Origin of the sequence: Sphingomonas sp. ABOLG, assembly GCF_003950435.1 — a bacterium.
GTDB classification, from domain to species: Bacteria; Pseudomonadota; Alphaproteobacteria; order Sphingomonadales; family Sphingomonadaceae; genus Sphingomonas; species Sphingomonas panaciterrae.
The window spans coordinates 247,557-264,466 of sequence record NZ_QQWW01000003.1; the positions used below are offsets into that span (position 1 = coordinate 247,557).

Genomic DNA, 16,910 nt, shown 5'->3' on the forward strand with positions numbered 1-16,910 from the left:
ACCGTTCCTCCCACGTCAGCCGGGTCGCAGACCCTCCAGCAGAGTGATGCTGCCCGTGATCGTATGGATGCGGTCGACCTCGCGCACCTTCTCGAAGCCCGCCTCGCGGATCAGGTCCGGAAGGATGCCGTCCGCATTCGGCTGCGTGTCCTCCACCCCGTCGAGCCGCTGGATGGTGAGCCGGAACAACAGGCGCATCAGCCCGCGCTGCCGCCCATAGTCAGCGATCAGCACCCTGCCGCCAGGACGGAGCGCCGCATAGATGGCGGCCATGCCGGCGCGCTTCTCGACCAGAGGCATCTGGTGGAAGACGAGGCTCGACACGACCGCGTCCGCGGGGCCCGTCACGTCGCGCGCGAACCCCTTGCGCCATTCGATCTCAACGCCGGCATCGGCGGCCTTACGCCGAGCGATGGCGAGCGCCTCGTCGTCCGGATCGATCCCGATCACGGTGGAGGCGGGTGCAGCCGACTTCAGCATCACGACGAAGCTGCCCGTGCCGCACCCCACGTCGGCGATCGTCTCGCCGGGTGCCGGCTCGAGCGCCGCCAACATCGCCTGACGCCAGCGCATCTCGCGCGTCCAGCGACGGATCGCCCGGTCGTAGTCGGCCGTGTCGCCGGTGCCGAGCGGGGGCGTGTAGGTCTGCGCAGTCACCTCCGGCCTCTCGGCTTACGCTCGGCCATCTCGCGCCGTGCGTCGCGGATGATGTCATACGCGGAGTGGAGGAAGAGCACCGCGATGACGCCCGCCACCACCAGGTCCGGCCAGGCGCTGCCGGTCCACGCGACCAGCGCCGCGGCGGCGATCACCGCCACGTTCGCCAGCGCGTCGTTGCGCGAGAACAGCCAGATGGCGCGTGCGTTCGCGTCGCCGCTCCCGCGGAACCGCGCCAGCACCAGCGCGGCCGCTACGTTCACGACCAAGGCGACGACCCCGATGCCGCCCATCAGGTCGGCCTCGGGCGGGACGGCGTTGAACGCGCGCCAGATCGCCGACACGAGGACGCCGGCCCCGAGGACGCCGAGGAAGACGCCCTGCACGAGGGCGGTGCGGCTGCGGGCGACCGCCGACCACGCGAGCGCCAGCAGTCCGACCAGCGTGATCGAGCCGTCGCCGAGGAAGTCGAGCGAGTCGGCCTTCAGCGCCTGCGATCCGGCGACGAAGCCGCCGACCAGCTCGCACGCGCCGAAGCCAAGGTTCAGCACGACGACGATCCACAAGGCGCGTCGATAGGCGGGGTCCACACCGGCCCGGGCCGTGTCGGCCTCGCATCCGCAGTCGCTCATCGTCAGCCTCCAAAAGCGAGTCGCGACCCATGTGCACCCTGTAGCCGCTACAGGGTCAACCCGCCCGGATCACGAAGGCCCCAGCGCCTCGATAATGCGGCATTCGGATATCGCTCCCTGGCCGCACTGGTCGATCATCCCGCTCAGCTCCTTCCGCAACGAACGCAGGTCGGCGATCTTCTGGTCGACCTGCGCCAGATGCTCGCGGGCGACAACGTCCACCGCCTTGCACGACCTGTCCCGATCGTCGGCCAGCGAGAGCAGCTCCCGCACCTGGTCGAGGGTGAAACCGAGGTCGCGGGCCCTACGCACGAAGGAAAGGCGGGCGAGCTGGTCTGGCCCATAGTCGCGGTAGTTGCCGTCGGTTCGGGCGGGCTCCGGCAGCAGCCCGATCCGCTCGTAGAAGCGGATGGTCTCCACCTTCGTGGCGGTGGCCCGCGCGAGCTCGCCGATCTTCACCCGAACTTCCCCTTGACCCTGCAGCAGCTACAGGGTGCATCTACCCCTCCACGTCGAGTCGCACGAGGTGGAAAATGGCTTGCAGCAGCATTATTTCGGGCAGGCGGCCTTCCTCGGCGAGGACCGCATGAAGCCTTCGCACCCATCATCATCGATCCCCCACCTGGTCGATGCCGAACTGGCGCGCCACCGCGCCGCAGCCCGCGTCGGGGACGTTGGCGGCGCATGGTGGGCGCTCGAGCGTGCCCACATCCTGTCACAGCCCAGGCTGCCGCTGCACCTACGCGTGCACTGGAGCATGCTCATTTACGCGCTTCGTCTGCATGATCTGCGCGAAGTTGCCGGCCAAGTGGCGCGTCTCGCCCTCGCACCCCTCGCTGCGATGACGGGGCGCGTCCCCGTCGGCAACACAGGGCGGTCGAACGTGAGCGCCTTCCGCCCCATGCCGATCCCGGACGATCTCCGCTCGGTTATGGACGGCGGCCCCAGGTAATGCGCCCGTCGCTGACACGCGGCGAGGCCCGTGCTACGAACCGCCCGATAGCCCGGCTGTTCAGCCTGTTCGCGATGCTCGCACTCTCACTGTCGCTGACGGTGGGATCGGTCGCGCACGCGCAATCCTCCATCGCTTGCGCCGAGATCGCCCAGGCCGTCGACGGCGATGCGGACGCGAGTGGCGACCAGATGCCCGGCGGCTGCAAGAAGGGCTGCCTCCACCACGCGAGCTGCCACGGGCACCACGTCATGGTGACGTCCGGCGACACCGCCGGCAGGTCGACGGCCATCGCCGAGGCGCAGCCCTTCCCCCGGTCCGAGGCGGCACTCGCGGGCGCATCGACGGACCCGGCGCTCCGCCCTCCGCAGGCCTGACGCGAACCGGCTCACACCGGACCTTTCGAGCGTCAGGAGAAGTGGAAAATGCATCGAATGCTCGCGGCCGCCCTGGCCGCAACCGTCTGCGCATCATCGACGCAGGCGCAGACCGGCCCCACGGCGGCCGTGCAGGACGGGCTCACGCTCGATCAGGCACTCGAACTCGCCGAAGCGAACGCTCCGGGCGTCGGCGCGGCCGATGCGGGCGTCCGGGCCGCCGAGGCGCAGCGCCGCGTCGCCGGACTGCGCCCCAACCCGTCGGTCAACGTCGAGGTGGAGAACGTCGTAGGAACGGGCGAATACAGCGGCATCCGCGGCGCCGAGACCACGGTCGGCATGTCGCTGCCCATCGAGTTTGGCGGCAAGCGCTCGGCGCGGATCGCCGTGGCAGACACGCAGACTGCCCGGGCGCGGCTGGCGGTGGTGGCGGCCCGTGCCGACCTTCGGCTTCGCGTGACCCAGCTCTACAACGAGGCGGTGGCTTCCGAACGCCGGCTGCTGATCGCGCGGGATCAGCTAGGCATCGCCACGGAGGGACTGAGAGCGGCGAACGTGCGCGTGCGCGCGGGCCGGGCATCGCCGCTGGAGGAGCAGCGGGCCGACGTCGCCCGCATCAACGCGACCACAGGACTGTCGCAGGCCGAACGGGCCACCGTGCTCGCACGCGCCAACCTCGCCCGCCTGATCGGACGAGACCCCGGCGCGTTTGACCTCGCCTGGCTGGACAGGGTCGGCGCCGGTGCCGGTCCACGCCTGGCGGCGAACGCCGAGGGCACGCTTGCGCTCGCCGCAGCCGAGGCCGAGGTCGCCACCGCAAATGCACAGGTGCGGCTCGCCCGCAGCCAGCGCGTTCCAGACCTGACGCTGAGCGCCGGGGCTCGTCGGCTTGAGGCCACTAACGACGTCGCGGCGGTCTTCGGCGTCAGCCTGCCGATCCCACTGTTCAACAACGGCCGCGCCAGCATCGACGCCGCCCGAGCCCAGAGCGACCAGGCCGTGGCGCTGCGGCGCGTCGCGCTGCTGGACGCGCAGCAGGCGATCGCCACGGCGGAGACCGACCTAGCCAACGCGGAGGCGAACGCGCGCGCGGCGAACGGACCGGCGCTCGCCGCGGCTCAGGAGGCCGCCCGCGTCGCCCGCATCGGCTACCGCGAGGGCAAGTTCGGCCAGCTGGACCTGCTCGAGGCCGAACGCACGCTCGCCCAGACCCGCTCGGCCGCCATCGACGCGCTCGCCGCCTATCACGACGCCAAGGCACGCCTGGAGCGACTCACCGCCCGCGCGCCCGCCAACACGGAAGCCCAGCCATGAAGAAGACCATACTGCGGGCGCTCGTCCCCGCGACCTTCGCACTGACGCTCGCCGGCTGTGGCGGCGGCGCCGAAGCGCCTGCCGAGAACGCCGCCAACGAGCACGCGTCCGAGGAAGGCCACGCCGAGGAAGGCGTGGTCACGCTCACTCAGCAGCAGATCACCGAAGCAGGCATAGAGGTCGTCCGGCCTACGATCGGCGGCGTCGCGGGCGCCATCGAGGTGAGCGCCACCATCGAGGGCGATCCCCAGGGCGTGCAGGTCGCGTCCGCCGCGATCGCCGGGCGGCTCGTGTCGCTGACCAGGAACCTCGGTCAGCCGGTAGGACGCGGCGACGTGCTCGCCGTGATCGAGAGCCGCGAGGCGGCGTCGCTGAAGGGCGAGATCGAGGCGGCGCGCGCCCGCGCGGCGCTGGCACAGTCCAACCTCCGCCGCGAGCAGCGCCTGTTCGCCGAGCGCGTCTCGCCCGAGCAGGACCTGATCGCCGCCCGCACCGCCGCGACCGAGGCCAACATCGCCCTGCGGCTCGCGCAGCAGCAGCTCGCCGCGACCGGCGGCGGCGGCGGGGCGCTCAACCGCGTCACCGTGCGCTCGCCCATCTCCGGGCAGGTCATCGCCCGGTCCGCGACCCTTGGCCAGACGGTCGCCGCCGACGCGGAGCTGTTCCGCATCGCCAACCTCTCGAAGGTCTCGGTCGCTATGTCGCTGCTTCCGGCCGACGCCGGACGCGTGCAGCCTGGCGCCCAGGTCGAGGTCACGGGCCCGGGGCGCCGGCAGGCGGCACGGGTCACGTTCGTGTCGCCGGTCCTCGACGAGACCACCCGGCTGGTGCCGGTCATCGCGACCCTCGACAACGGCGGCAACACCTGGCGCGTGGGCGAGACCGTCAACGCGTCGATCATCGTGCCGGCAGGCGGCGACCGCACCGTCGCGGTGCCGTCGGCGGCCGTCCAGATGATCGAGGACAAGCCGCACGTCTTCGTGCGCACCGCGACGGGCTTCAAGGCCGTGCCGGTGACGCTGGGCCGGCGCAACGGCGGCCAAGTCGTCGTCACGGCCGGTCTCAACGGTGGCGAACGCATCGCGTCCACCAACTCCTTCACCCTCAAGGCCGAGCTCGGAATGGGCGAAGCCGAGCACGAGGACTGACCCGTGATCGCCCGCATCGTCACCTTCTCGGTGGAGCGGCGCTGGTTCGTCCTGCTGCTCACCGCCGTCGCCGCCATCGCCGGCATCTTCGCGCTCCAGCGGCTGCCGATCGACGCCGTCCCCGACATCACCAACAACCAAGTCCAGATCAACGTCGTCGCACCCGCGCTCTCACCCGACCAGGTCGAGAAGCAGGTCGCCTTCACCGTCGAGACCGCGCTCGCCGGCATCCCCGGCCTCGAATACACCCGCTCGCTCAGCCGTAACGGCTTCGCCCAGATCACGGCGGTGTTCGACGAGGGCACCGACATCTACTTCGCGCGCCAGCAGGTGTCCGAACGCCTGCGCACCGCCGAGGAGGACCTGCCCGACGGCGTGAACCCCGAGATGGGGCCGATCGCCACCGGCCTCGGCGACATCTTCATGTGGACGGTCGAATACCGCGAGCTGGACAAGGTCAACCACAAGAGCGGCGAACCCGGACTGCAGCCCGACGGCAGCTACATCAGCCCCGAAGGAGACCATCTGGTCAGCGAGGCGGACAAGGCCACCTACCTGCGCACGGTCCAGGACTGGATCGTGTCGCCGCAGCTGAAGGGCACCCCGGGGCTCGCCGGGATCGACTCGCTCGGCGGCTACACCAAGGAATACCTGGTGGTGCCCGACGTGCAGCGCATGGCGGCGATGCGGATCACGCTCCAGGATCTCGCCACCGCGCTCGAGCGCAACAACACCAGCGTCGGCGCGGGCGTCGTCAACCGGAACGGCGAGGGCCTGTCCGTCCGCGCCGACGGGCGCGTCCGGAACGCCGACGAGCTCGCCCGCACGGTCATCGCGACCCGCGAGGGCGTGCCGATCGTCCTCAGCCAGGTCGCTGCCGTCCGCACCGGTCAGGGTCTGCGCATGGGATCGGCTTCGGAGAACGGCCGCGAAGTCGTCGTCGGCACGGCAGTCATGCGGATCGGCGAGAACAGCCGCACCGTGTCCACCGGCGTGTCCGAGAGGCTCGAACAGATCGGTCCGTCGCTTCCGGTCGATGTCATCGTCAAGCCGGTGCTCAACCGGACCGAACTGGTGAACTCGACGATCGTCACCGTGTCGCGCAACCTGGCCGAGGGCGCACTGCTCGTCATCGTCGTCCTGTTCGCGCTGCTCGGCAACTTCAGGGCGGCGCTGATCGCCGCCATGGTGATCCCCATCACGATGCTGCTCACCAGCATCGGCATGCTGCAGGCCGGGGTCTCGGCCAACCTGATGAGCCTCGGCGCACTCGACTTCGGGCTGATCGTCGACGGCGCCGTCATCATCGTCGAGAACTCGCTGCGGCGGCTCGGCGAGGCTCAGTACGGTCGGGACGATCCGCTGCCGCTGAAAGACCGCCTAGGCATCGTCGCGGCGTCCGCCCGCGAGATGATCCGGCCCTCCGTCTACGGCCAGGCTATCATCATCCTCGTGTACGCGCCGCTGCTGACCTTCACCGGCGTCGAGGGGAAGATGTTCGAACCGATGGCGCTGACGGTGATCATCGCCCTCGTGTTCGCCTTCATCCTGTCGCTGACGTTCGTCCCTACCGCCATCGCTATCTGGCTGTCGAAACGGGTGGAGGAGAAGGAGAGCCGCGCCATCGCATGGCTGCGCCGCCGCTACGAGCCGGGCCTCGACAAGGCCATGCGCCGCCCCAGCGCCACGTTGGGCGTCGCCGTCGGATCGCTCGCGCTCGCCGCCGCGGCGTTCACGACCCTCGGCCAGGAATTCCTGCCGCAGCTCGACGAGGGGAACGTGCTGGTCCAGGCGATCCGGATCCCCGGCACGTCTGTGGACCAGAGCCAGGCCATGCAGGCGCAGGTCGAGAAGGCTATCACGAGGGAGCCGGAGGTGCAGTTCGCTTTCTCGCGGACGGGAACGTCGGAGATCGCGTCCGATCCGATGCCGGCGAGCATCAGCGACACGTTCGTGATCATGAAGCCCCGAAACCAGTGGCCGGACCCAAACCTCGACAAGGCGGAGTTCGTCGAGCGGCTGGAGAAGCGACTGTCCGGGCTCCCCGGCAACGCGTATGAAATCACCCAGCCCATCCAGATGCGCTTCAACGAGCTGATCGCCGGCGTGCGCGGGGACGTGGCGGTCAAGGTGTTCGGCGACGACTTCGCCCAGATGAACGCCACTGCCGAGCAGATCGCCGACATACTGCGTCGGACGCGGGGCGCCACCGACGTCCGCATCGAGCAGACCGAGGGGCTTCCCATGCTCGACATCCGACCGAACAGGACGGCCATGTCGCGGGTGGGCGTGACGGCCGGCGACGTGCAGGACACCGTCGCGGCCGCCATCGGCGGACGCGAGGCCGGCGTGATCTTCGAGGGGGACCGGCGATTCCCCGTCGTGATCCGTCTGCCCGAAGCCGCGCGTTCCGATCTGACCGCCGTCGCCCAGGTGCCGGTGCCGACGCCCGAAGGCGGGTTCGTGCCGCTGTCGACCGTCGCGGACATCGGCATCGTCGATGGACCGAACCAGATCAGCCGAGAGAACGGTAAGCGGCGCGTCGTGGTGCAGGCGAACGTGCGCGGGCGGGACGTCGCGGGCGTGGTCGCGGACGCGCAGCAGGCGATCGCCTCCGGCGTGAAGATGCCGCCCGGCACGTATCTAGAATGGGGCGGCCAGTTCGAGAACCTCGCGTCGGCGCGGGACCGGCTGCTGATCGTCGTGCCGATCTGCTTCGCGGTCATCATGCTGCTGCTCTACGGGGCGCTCGGATCGGTGCGGGACGCACTGATCGTCTTCACCGGCGTGCCGCTGGCCCTGGTCGGTGGGATCCTCGCACTGCTGCTCCGGGGCATGCCGTTCTCCATCTCCGCAGCGGTCGGATTCATCGCGCTGTCCGGCGTCGCGGTGCTCAACGGACTGGTGATGCTGTCGGCGATCCAGGACCTGATGTCCCGAGGCCTCGACCGGGCCGCGGCCGCCCGCGAGGGCGCGCTGGCGCGCCTGCGGCCCGTCGCGATGACGGCGCTCGTCGCGTCGCTCGGCTTCGTGCCGATGGCGCTCGGGCACGGTGCCGGCGCGGAGGTGCAGAAGCCGCTGGCGACGGTCGTCATCGGCGGGCTGATCTCGGCCACGCTGCTGACGCTGTTCGTGCTGCCGACGCTCTACGCCCGCTTCGGCCAGCGGCGGATCGAGGCGGGCGCGACGGACGCGACCACCGACATCGAAGGACCGCAGACGCATGGCGCATGATCACGGAGCCGGCGGTCACTCCCACGACCACACCGCCGGCGCGAACGCGAGGATGCTCGGCTGGGCGCTCGCCCTCACGTCCACCTACCTGGTGGCGGAGGTCATCGGCGGCTTCGTCTTCAACAGCCTCGCGCTGCTGTCCGACGCGGCCCACATGCTCACCGACGTCGCCGCGCTTGTGATCGCGCTGATCGCCATCCGGATCGGGCAGCGCCCGCCCGACGACAAGCGCACGTTCGGCTATCGGCGCTTCGAGATCTTGGCAGCCGCCTTCAACGCCGTCCTGTTGTTCGGCATCGCGATCTACGTCTTCGTCGAGGCGATCCAGCGCTTCACCGATCCAGAGCCGGTGCAGTCGTGGGGCATGCTGATCGTGGCCGCGATCGGCCTCGTCGTGAACCTGATCTCGATGCGGCTGCTGACCGCCGGCAAGGACGGCAGCTTCAACGTAAAGGGCGCCTATCTCGAGGTGTGGGCGGACATGATCGGGTCGGTCGGCGTCATCGTCGGCGCGCTCGCCATCAAGTTCACCGGCTGGACGTGGATCGACCCGATCGTCGCCGTGGCGATCGGCCTGTGGGTGCTGCCGCGGACCTGGCTCCTGCTGCGCGACACGACGAACGTGCTTCTCGAGGGCGTGCCGTCGGGCCTGCGGCTGGTCGAGGTGCGGGCGGCGGTCTCGGCCGTCCCCGGCGTCGCGGGGCTCCACGACCTGCACGTCTGGTCGATGTCCAACGACGACGTCAGCTGCACGATGCACGTCACGCTGGCAGCCGGCGCCGATGCCAACACCGTCCGCAAGGCGGTCGCCGAGCTGATCGACGAGCGGTTCGGCATCGAGCACGCGACGATCCAGACCGAGGGACCGGGCGAGGCGTGCGAGGAGAGCGGGCATCTCCATAGCTGACGACGGGAAGCCGCCGGCGGCGCGGCGAGCGCCGGGCCGGTGGGACGGAAGAGGACGACGCCGAACTCCGCGTCCGCCTTGAGGCGCGCCAGCAGACGGCGCAGATTGCGCGGGAGATGGGAAGGACGATCGACGGCCTGCGAGGCCGGGCGCAGGTGCTGGGGCTCACCCTTACGCCGTCGCAGCGGCCGTGGCGGTCGTATCCGCGGCGCAGGTGATCACGGCTCGAAGGCGGTGATGATCGGGCAGGCCCCGGCGGAGCCGCCGGCACAGGCGTCGGCCAGCCGCGCCAGCGCCGCACGGGCGCCCTGGAGTTCCGCGATCCGGGCATCGAGCGCGGCCACCCGGGAGCGTGCCAGCTCACGAGCCCGAGCCCTGTCATCGATCGCGTCCAGCTCGAGAAGCTCGCCGATCTCGTCCAAGGTGAACCCGGCGCCCTGTGCCGAGCGGATGAAGCGCAGGCGCCGGACATCGGGCTCGCCGTAGCTGCGGAAGCCACCGCCGCCCGGCCGTTCGGGTTCGCGCAGCAGACCCCGCCGCTGATAGTAGCGCACCGTCTCCACGCCCACCCCGCCGGCCTTCGCCAGCCTCGCGATCGTCATCCTCGACATAGGCTCTTGACTCCGGACCATACTACGGACCCCATATGGGCCGGGTGCCGTTGAACCGCAAACGAGGAGCGCACCCGTGTCGACCCGTCCCACCGCCGTCCTTCACCGCATGGTGATGCCCGAACACACCTGTCCCTACGGGCTCAAGGCGCTGGACCTGCTTCGGCGCAAGGGCTTCGAGGTCGAGGACCATCATCTCACGACGCGCGCCGAGACGGACGCGTTCAAGGATCAGCACGGCGTGAAGACGACGCCGCAGGTGTTCATCGGCGGCGAACGCATCGGCGGATACGATGACCTGCGGCGGCACTTCGGCATGCGGGTCGCCGAGCCCGGTGCCACCAGCTACCGCCCGGTAATCGCGCTCTTCGCCATGACCGCGCTGCTCGCTCTGGCGGCAAGCCATGCGGCGTTCGGCACTCCTTTCACGCTCCATGCGCTGCAGTGGTTCGGCGGGTTCAGCATGGCCATCCTGGCGCTGCTCAAGCTGCAGGACGTCGAGAAGTTCTCGACCATGTTCCTCAACTACGACCTGCTCGCCAAGCGCTGGGTCCGCTACGGTTACGTCTACCCCTTCGCCGAGGGTCTGGCCGGCGTCCTCATGGTGGCCGGCGCGCTGAACTGGCTCTCCATCCCGATCGCGCTGTTCATCGGCACGGTAGGCGGCGTCTCGGTCTTCAAGGCGGTCTACATCGACAAACGCGAGCTAAAGTGCGCGTGCGTCGGCGGCAGCTCGAACGTGCCGCTCGGCTTCGTCAGCCTGACCGAGAATCTCGGCATGATCGCGATGGCGGTCTGGATGCTGACCGGCAGGGGCGGAATGTGAGGCCGTGCGGGCAGCCGTCGCGCAGCTGCTCGCACCGTCATCCGGCCGCCGAGACCGGCTCCAGCGTGCCCAGCCACGCGACGAGCGCCAGCACCGCGATACCCAGCGCGGCCTCGAACGCCAGGCTCAGCCGCAACGCGCCGATCTCACGTCGCGCCGCCCCCGATGACGCGACCGATCCAAGGGCCGGGGTCAGCCGAAACCTGTTCAAGGATGCCAGCCCCACCATCGCCGCGAACGCCGCGAGCTTAGCCAGCAGCAGCTGACCGTAGAGCGTCGAGGTCAGGCCGGACAGGCCGTCGGGTCCCAGAACCAGCCAGCCGTTCACGATCCCCGTGACGACGATGATCGCAACCGAAGCCGTGCCTGCGCGGGAAAAGCCGTGAAGCGCACGCCAAGACAGATTGAGATGCCCGGCGTCCATCCTCGCCGCCGGTCTGGCGACGAGCAGGACGAGACCGAGAAGCGACCCCATCCAGAACGCGGCCGCGAGCAGGTGCAAGATGTCGGCGCCCAGGTGCAGCGCGCCGAGCGCGCCCTCGCTCATAGCACCGTGACCGCCCCAGGCCAGCGTGGCGGCCGCCAACGCGAAGGCGGCTGCCGACGCCGCGGTGCGCACCCGGGCGGATACCGTGCCGCGGACGGTCGACGCCGATCCGACCGCCAGGACCAGCGCCACCATCCGGATCGTCCAGGCGGCGCCATACGGCGTCTCGTCCACGATCATCGTCAGAGCCTCGCGATCGACCTGCGCCAGCGTCGTGCCGGCCATGGCGGCCGTCATGACGAGCAGCCCACCGGCGGAAAGGGCGAGGCCAAGGCACCCGCAAGCGACCAGCACCGCACGCAGCGGCATGACCCTGGCGGTGCCGGCCGGCGCGGTCAGCGCGAAAGCCGCCAGGCCGGAGGCCAGCATCAGGTCGAGGTAGAGCGCGAACCGGATGGCGATTCCCGCCCAGTCCATCGTCAGGCGACCTTGAAGGCGTAGCTGCCCTTGACCCGGTGGGTGTCGGCCGACACGCCGTGCCAATCGAGGCGGTAGGTGCCCTTGGGCAGCGGCTTCGCCAGCGTGAGGATCATCGTTCTGCGATCAGGGCTGACGGCCATCTTGGCAGGCATCTTCATCGGCGGGTGCGAGTCCATCCCGGGCATGCCCGTCATCACGATGTCCGCGCCCGAGAGCTTGGGCAGCAGCGCCTCGGTGAAGGTCACCTGGACCCGCGCCGTCGGTGCGACCGTGGCGTTCGGCGCCGGATTGGCCGAGACCAGCTTGGGGTGGGCCATGGCAGGTGCCGCGATCGCCATGAGGGCGGCAGCGGCGACGACAGCTTGGAAACGCATCTTCGACTCCATCGTGAGATCAGGGATCATCGAGGAATACGCGCCGCGCCGCTCGGACCCTCGCGGACGTCGGTGCACTTCTCGACTGCGCGCACCGGCGAGGGCTGCTAGCAACTAACCCGTATTAGGGGGAATGGAGAACCACATGGACTTCGATCTCGATGCCGCACTCCGTCGGGTCGCCGACGACGAGCATCCCGGGCTGAGCTCGATCGACGCGGCCGTGTTCAATCGCGTGCGGGCCAACCGGACGAGCGCGCGGACCGGCATCGGCGCCGTCGCCTTCGCCGCCGTCGGTGCGATCGTGCTGGGCACGATGACTGCCGGCCCCGCGGCCTCGCCCGCGAGCGCCGCCCCCATCGATCCCTTCGGCGTGGCGGGTCCACTCGCACCGTCGACGCTGCTGCTCACCGAGCGATGACGCGCGGACGCTGGACCGCGCTGGTCGCGGTCGTCGCCTTCCTCGCCGCGATCGGCGGCGTGTTCGTCGGCCGCGTGCTCATCCCGGCGCGGCATGCGCAGACGTCGGAACTGCACGCCCTGCTGCACCATGACCTCAAGCTCGATGCCAGTCAGGAAGCCAGCATCGAGCAGCTCGAGCGCGAGTTCGCGGGCAAGCGCAAGTCGCTGGAGGCGGAGCTGCGCGCCGACAACGCGCGGCTCGCCGCCGCCATCGAGGCCGAGCACGGGAATGGCCCCAAGGTAGCCGCGGCCGTGGACGCGTCGCACCGCGCCATGGGCGAGCTGCAGAAGGCGACGCTCACGCACGTGTTCGCCATGCGCGAAGTGCTGCGCCCCGAGCAGAGGGCGGCATTCGACCGCGCGGTCACCAAGTCGCTGACCACCGGCGACCGGTGAGGGCCGATCTGGCGGCACTCGCCGATGGCGACCTCGCAAGCCGTTCGGCTGCCGGGGACGACGAGGCGTTCGCCGAGATCATGCGAAGGCACCGCCAGCGGGTCTACCGCCTTATCCTCGCCAACGTCGCCGACGCGGACGAGGCGCTGGACCTCGTGCAGGAGACGTTCGTATCGGCCCACGGCGCGCTCCGCCGGTTCGATCCGAACCGGCCCATATCGGCGTGGCTCGCGCGCATCGCGCTCAACAAGTCGCGCGACTGGGCCCGCCGGCGCGCGGTCAGGCGTATGCTCGGCCTGGCCACGCCCGTCGAGGAGATCGCCGAGCTGCATGCCGACGACCAGCCCCTGCAGGACGTGCAGGCGTCCGACCGAGCCGAGCTCGACCGGCTGGCCCGAGCCGTGGCGCAGCTGCCGTCGTCACAGCGAGAGCCGCTCGTGCTCTGCGCGGTCGATGGGCTCAGCCAGGCCGAGGCGGGCGAGGTGCTCGCGATCAGCGAGAAGGCCGTCGAGACGCGCATCCGACGGGCCCGGCTGACCCTGGCGCAGCTGCTCGGCCGGAACTGACGCCCGCACGGGCACGCGAACCGGATGGTCGCCGGTTCCGGCTGCGAGGGCTGGCACGGTACGAGCCGTATGCGCTCCCATGGGGGATACGCCGCGACCGAACAACGAAAGACGGGAAGGCTGGCAGCCCAGCCACCTTCGCCGTGACGCCGGTGCCGGGGCCTTCGGGTGGATGGACGCGATGCGCTGCGTTCTCGCCACCGCCGTCGCGTTCGCGCACGCATGGTATCTGCTCATCGAGGATTTTCGGCAGCCCGCGTCCGTGCCCGCGACCGCCGGGTATCTTCTCGCAGGCTATTCGCACGCATGCGTCATCCTCTTCTTTGTCCTGAGCGGCTTCTGGATCACGCGCAGCGTGAGCCGGCGGCTCAATCGCGGCTGGCGCTGGCAACCCTATCTGATCGACCGCCTCTCGCGCCTCGGCATCGTGCTGGTGCCCGCGCTGGCGCTTGGCAGCGTGCTCGACTGGATCGGACTCGAACTGCTCGGCTCGACCACCCACCGCGGCCTGACCGACACCTACGTCATGCGGCCGGACCTCCCCGACACGCTCGGCTGGCGCGCGCTGATCGGCAACCTCCTCTTCCTGCAGACCATTCTGGTGGCGCCGTTCGGCAGCAACGGGCCGCTCTGGAGCCTGGCGTTCGAGTTCTGGTTCTACATCTGGTTTCCCGCGCTGGCGGTCAGCCTGCGCTCCCGCCGGCCGTCGCCACTGCTGATCACCGCCGGCCTGATCGCGTTCAACCCACATCTGGCGATCGGCTTCGGCTGCTGGCTCTGCGGCACGCTGCTCCAATGGGCGAACGGCGAGCGAGACGCGAAGGCGCCTCCGCCGCGCGGCTGGCTGGTCCTTTCCGCGCTGATGTTTGCCGCGATGCTCGTCGTCGTGCGGCTGCGCGGGCTGGACGGCCTGGAGCTGCCGCTCGCCGCGGCGTTCGCGGTCCTTCTCCACACGCTGATGCGCGTCGATCCGGCCCTGCCTGCATGGGCCCGGCCGCTGGCGTCCTACGGTTCGAAGGCGAGCTTCTCGCTCTACGCTGTCCACTTCCCGCTGCTCGCGCTGATGGCCGGCATCGTCATAAACGAGCAGCGCCTGCCACCAACGACCGTCGGTATGGCCATGGTGGCTGCCGCCGTCTCGATCACCGTCGCGTTCTGCTGGGCGTTCGCCTGGTGCACCGAGCGCCACACCGGCCGTCTCCGCGACGCGCTGTCGCGCATGCCCCGGCAGCCAGCCCATCCCAGATCCGCTAGCGAATGAGCAAGCGCCCGCCTTTGCTGGATCGAGTGTTGTGGCTGCCACGCCGCTGCATTAAAACGGTCGCCATGTCCGGATCACACCCGTTCCGCATGCTTGCCTTGGCGCTCATCGGCGTCATGCTCGTTGTGCGCGCGGGCCCCGCGTGTGCGGGGATGCTCCAGCCAGTCCCGCTAGTCGCGCAAGCACGCGCCGATGCTAACATGGATTGCCATGGCATGGCTGGGTCCCATGAACGCAGCAAGGACGGCGATCGCAAGAACGTCCAGGCGACCTGTGGCGCCGCCTGCGTGGCCGTGCCCCCGATGTCACCTTCACCTCAGGCCTCGGCGCCTAAGCCTCCGGCAGCGTTGGAAACCGGTGAGCTGGTGATGGCCGGCATGAGCCTGGCGCTGATCCCGCCCCCTCCTCGAGCGTGACCCGCCGACTTCGCACACGAACATCGAGTTAGAGGAATATCACATGAACACGTTGAAGATCATGGGCGCCGCGTTGGCGCTGACCATCTCGGGCGCTGCGGCCGCAGCCACCGCCGACTGCTGCAGGGACATGGCCTGCTGCAAGGAAGGCGCGGACTGCTGCAAGGAGAAGGACGGCAAGAAGTCGGACTGCTGCCACGACATGAAGAAGGGCGGCGATCACGCCGGCCATGACATGTCGGGCACTCCGAAGAAGTAATCGGGACGGGGGCGGCCATGCCGCCCCCGCAAATCAAGCCGCCCGCAATTGCGGGTGTCCGCCGGTGCAGCGGTGCGGCTCCACCGTGACGTGGACCAGTTCCTCGTGGATCGTCACCCGCGCGGCGTATTCGGCCGGTGACAGCGGCTGGTCGGCGACGAGCGAGACGATCGCTGCGAACTTGCCGGGGCCGACCTGCCAGACATGCAGGTCGGTGATGACCGCATCGCCGTCCTCTATGCCTTCGCGGATCTCCTGCTCGAGCCCTGGATTCGCGCTTGCGTCGACCAGCACCCGGCCGGTGTCGCGCAGCAGCCCCCACGACCAGCGGGCGATGACGACCGCGCCGACGACGCCCATCGCGGCATCGGCCCAGGTCCACCCGAGATAGCGCCCCGCGAGGAGCGCGACGATGGCCAGGACCGACGTCAGCGCATCGGCCAGGACGTGGAAGTAGGCGGAACGCAGGTTGTTGTCGTGATGGCCGTGCCCATGGGCATGGTGGTCGTGACCATGGTGGTCATGTCCGTGCGAATGCCCCTGGTGGTGATCGGCACCGAGCAGCCAGGCGCTGACGAGGTTCACGGCGAGGCCGAGAACCGCGATCCAGAGCGCTTCGCCATAGGCGATGGTCGACACCGCGAAGAGGCGCATGATCGACTCCGCCCCGATCCCAAGCGCTATGAGGGCCAGCACGAGCGCGCTTGCAAACCCGGCGAGCTCGCCGACCTTGCCGGTCCCGAAGGTGAAGCGCGCATCGGAAGCGTGGCGGCGGGCATAGCCGTAGGCGAGCGCCGCGACGCCGAGCGCCCCTGCATGGGTCGCCATGTGGAACCCGTCGGCAAGCAGCGCCATCGAGCCGGTGAGCCAGCCGGCGACGATCTCGACGACCATCATGGCGGCGGTGAGGACGACGACGTAGCGCGTGCGCCGGGCGTGATGCTCATGTGCGTCGCCCAGGAACACGTGTTCGTGCACATGCGCGCTGGTCTGATCGTGGTGCATGGGCTGCCCCGGGTGAAGGTAAAATTGACCGGCGCCTATACAGGCTCAGTCCGATCCCGAACAGTCGGGCGCCTCGATTGGGAAGCGGCCGGTGGCCCCCGCCGCAGCGGGGGCCGGGGGGTCACTGGGTGCGCTTGCCGCGCGCGCGCAGCCACGCGTTGAGCTGCCCGACTTCCCGCGTCTGGTCCGCGATGGTCTTCGTCGCCATCTGGCGGACCCGGGCGTCGCGGGTCTCGCGCAGCACTATGCGCGACATCTCGATGCCGCCGCGATGGTGCTCGATCATCTTGCGGACCCAGGTCTCCGTCGCGTCGGCGCCGACGGCGGCCATCATCTTCTCGTGCATCCGCATCTCGGCCGGCGGATATGGATTGGCAGGCGTCGCCTGCATCGTCATTCCGCCCGGTTGGCGGTGACCGGCATGGCCGCTCTGCTGCGCGACGGCGGTGCCGCCCGCGATGGCGGCGAGGGCGATGGCGCTCAGGACTGCTTTTCTCACACGAACTCTCCAGTTGCCCCGCTCATCCACCATACGCGGGAGCACCG

Annotated in this window: 20 protein-coding genes; 12 read left to right on the plus strand and 8 right to left on the minus strand. The window is 69.8% G+C overall.

What is annotated here, in order from left to right; genetic code table 11:
- Positions 1 to 15 precede the first annotated feature (15 nt).
- From CA236_RS04985 to CA236_RS04995, 3 genes are all read right to left on the minus strand, one after another.
- A complete protein-coding gene (locus CA236_RS04985) occupies positions 16 to 657 on the minus strand; it encodes a class I SAM-dependent methyltransferase (protein WP_069318664.1) in 642 nt (213 codons plus the stop codon).
- The gene (locus CA236_RS04990) at positions 654 to 1,289 is read right to left on the minus strand and encodes a cation diffusion facilitator family transporter (RefSeq protein WP_125944772.1); all 636 of its coding nucleotides are present in this window, start codon (positions 1,287 to 1,289) and stop codon (positions 654 to 656) included. The genes CA236_RS04985 and CA236_RS04990 overlap by 4 nt, the downstream gene beginning before the upstream one ends.
- A gap of 69 nt (positions 1,290 to 1,358) precedes the next feature.
- The gene (locus CA236_RS04995; protein WP_079246836.1) at positions 1,359 to 1,748 is read right to left on the minus strand and encodes a helix-turn-helix domain-containing protein; all 390 of its coding nucleotides are present in this window, start codon (positions 1,746 to 1,748) and stop codon (positions 1,359 to 1,361) included.
- Positions 1,749 to 1,782: 34 nt separating this feature from the next.
- On the opposite strand from CA236_RS04995, the gene CA236_RS05000 reads away from it, so the two are divergent.
- The 6 genes from CA236_RS05000 to CA236_RS05025 all read left to right on the plus strand — a co-directional run bounded on the left by CA236_RS05000 (position 1,783) and on the right by CA236_RS05025 (position 9,221).
- Positions 1,783 to 2,241 carry a DUF3703 domain-containing protein gene (locus CA236_RS05000; protein ID WP_241212525.1) on the plus strand — a complete coding sequence of 153 codons (459 nt, stop codon included), beginning with the start codon at positions 1,783 to 1,785 and terminating at the stop codon, positions 2,239 to 2,241.
- A 74-nt stretch (positions 2,242 to 2,315) separates the two neighbouring features.
- Entirely contained in the window at positions 2,316 to 2,618 is a 303-nt protein-coding gene (locus CA236_RS05005; protein ID WP_164518864.1) for a hypothetical protein, read from the plus strand.
- A gap of 48 nt (positions 2,619 to 2,666) precedes the next feature.
- Positions 2,667 to 3,932 (plus strand): TolC family protein, encoded by a 1,266-nt coding sequence (locus CA236_RS05010; protein ID WP_069318668.1) that lies wholly within the window; start codon positions 2,667 to 2,669, stop codon positions 3,930 to 3,932.
- The gene (locus CA236_RS05015; protein ID WP_125944774.1) at positions 3,929 to 5,080 is read left to right on the plus strand and encodes an efflux RND transporter periplasmic adaptor subunit; all 1,152 of its coding nucleotides are present in this window, start codon (positions 3,929 to 3,931) and stop codon (positions 5,078 to 5,080) included. Before CA236_RS05010 ends, CA236_RS05015 begins: the two co-directional genes overlap by 4 nt.
- A 3-nt stretch (positions 5,081 to 5,083) precedes the next feature.
- On the plus strand, positions 5,084 to 8,314 hold the full coding sequence (locus CA236_RS05020) for a CusA/CzcA family heavy metal efflux RND transporter (RefSeq protein ID WP_125944775.1): 3,231 nt from the start codon (positions 5,084 to 5,086) through the stop codon (positions 8,312 to 8,314).
- 52 nt (positions 8,315 to 8,366) lie between these two features.
- Positions 8,367 to 9,221 (plus strand): cation diffusion facilitator family transporter, encoded by an 855-nt coding sequence (locus tag CA236_RS05025; RefSeq protein ID WP_277600061.1) that lies wholly within the window; start codon positions 8,367 to 8,369, stop codon positions 9,219 to 9,221.
- A 218-nt stretch (positions 9,222 to 9,439) separates the two neighbouring features.
- Here the strand turns inward: CA236_RS05025 and CA236_RS05030 are convergent, their stop codons facing one another.
- Complete coding sequence (locus CA236_RS05030) at positions 9,440 to 9,832, minus strand: MerR family transcriptional regulator (protein ID WP_079246837.1); 393 nt, start codon at positions 9,830 to 9,832, stop codon at positions 9,440 to 9,442.
- A 109-nt stretch (positions 9,833 to 9,941) separates the two neighbouring features.
- On the opposite strand from CA236_RS05030, the gene CA236_RS05035 reads away from it, so the two are divergent.
- Positions 9,942 to 10,658 (plus strand): glutaredoxin, encoded by a 717-nt coding sequence (locus CA236_RS05035; RefSeq protein ID WP_125944875.1) that lies wholly within the window; start codon positions 9,942 to 9,944, stop codon positions 10,656 to 10,658.
- A gap of 37 nt (positions 10,659 to 10,695) precedes the next feature.
- On the opposite strand, the gene copD is transcribed toward CA236_RS05035, so the two are convergent.
- Together copD and copC are read right to left on the minus strand one after the other, a co-directional pair.
- Positions 10,696 to 11,622 carry a copper homeostasis membrane protein CopD gene (copD, locus tag CA236_RS05040; RefSeq protein ID WP_125944777.1) on the minus strand — a complete coding sequence of 309 codons (927 nt, stop codon included), beginning with the start codon at positions 11,620 to 11,622 and terminating at the stop codon, positions 10,696 to 10,698.
- 2 nt (positions 11,623 to 11,624) lie between these two features.
- The gene (gene copC, locus CA236_RS05045) at positions 11,625 to 11,999 is read right to left on the minus strand and encodes a copper homeostasis periplasmic binding protein CopC (RefSeq protein ID WP_125944778.1); all 375 of its coding nucleotides are present in this window, start codon (positions 11,997 to 11,999) and stop codon (positions 11,625 to 11,627) included.
- A 145-nt stretch (positions 12,000 to 12,144) separates the two neighbouring features.
- Here copC and CA236_RS05050 point away from each other — a divergent pair, with 145 nt between their 5' ends.
- The 5 genes from CA236_RS05050 (at position 12,145) to CA236_RS05075 (ending at position 15,359) form a co-directional block, all read left to right on the plus strand.
- Positions 12,145 to 12,420, plus strand: coding sequence for a hypothetical protein (locus CA236_RS05050; RefSeq protein WP_069318675.1), 276 nt, complete (start codon positions 12,145 to 12,147; stop codon positions 12,418 to 12,420).
- Positions 12,417 to 12,857 carry a periplasmic heavy metal sensor gene (locus CA236_RS05055; protein ID WP_066686836.1) on the plus strand — a complete coding sequence of 147 codons (441 nt, stop codon included), beginning with the start codon at positions 12,417 to 12,419 and terminating at the stop codon, positions 12,855 to 12,857. The genes CA236_RS05050 and CA236_RS05055 overlap by 4 nt, the downstream gene beginning before the upstream one ends.
- The gene (locus CA236_RS05060; RefSeq protein WP_125944779.1) at positions 12,854 to 13,423 is read left to right on the plus strand and encodes an RNA polymerase sigma factor; all 570 of its coding nucleotides are present in this window, start codon (positions 12,854 to 12,856) and stop codon (positions 13,421 to 13,423) included. Before CA236_RS05055 ends, CA236_RS05060 begins: the two co-directional genes overlap by 4 nt.
- Positions 13,424 to 13,595: 172 nt before the next feature.
- Complete coding sequence (locus tag CA236_RS05065; protein ID WP_164518865.1) at positions 13,596 to 14,684, plus strand: acyltransferase; 1,089 nt, start codon at positions 13,596 to 13,598, stop codon at positions 14,682 to 14,684.
- A 459-nt stretch (positions 14,685 to 15,143) separates the two neighbouring features.
- On the plus strand, positions 15,144 to 15,359 hold the full coding sequence (locus tag CA236_RS05075) for a hypothetical protein (protein WP_125944782.1): 216 nt from the start codon (positions 15,144 to 15,146) through the stop codon (positions 15,357 to 15,359).
- A gap of 33 nt (positions 15,360 to 15,392) precedes the next feature.
- Here the strand turns inward: CA236_RS05075 and dmeF are convergent, their stop codons facing one another.
- Together dmeF and CA236_RS05085 are read right to left on the minus strand one after the other, a co-directional pair.
- The gene (gene dmeF / locus CA236_RS05080; RefSeq protein WP_125944783.1) at positions 15,393 to 16,364 is read right to left on the minus strand and encodes a CDF family Co(II)/Ni(II) efflux transporter DmeF; all 972 of its coding nucleotides are present in this window, start codon (positions 16,362 to 16,364) and stop codon (positions 15,393 to 15,395) included.
- Positions 16,365 to 16,485: 121 nt separating this feature from the next.
- A complete protein-coding gene (locus CA236_RS05085; protein ID WP_241212526.1) occupies positions 16,486 to 16,908 on the minus strand; it encodes a DUF305 domain-containing protein in 423 nt (140 codons plus the stop codon).
- Positions 16,909 to 16,910: the final 2 nt, after the last annotated feature.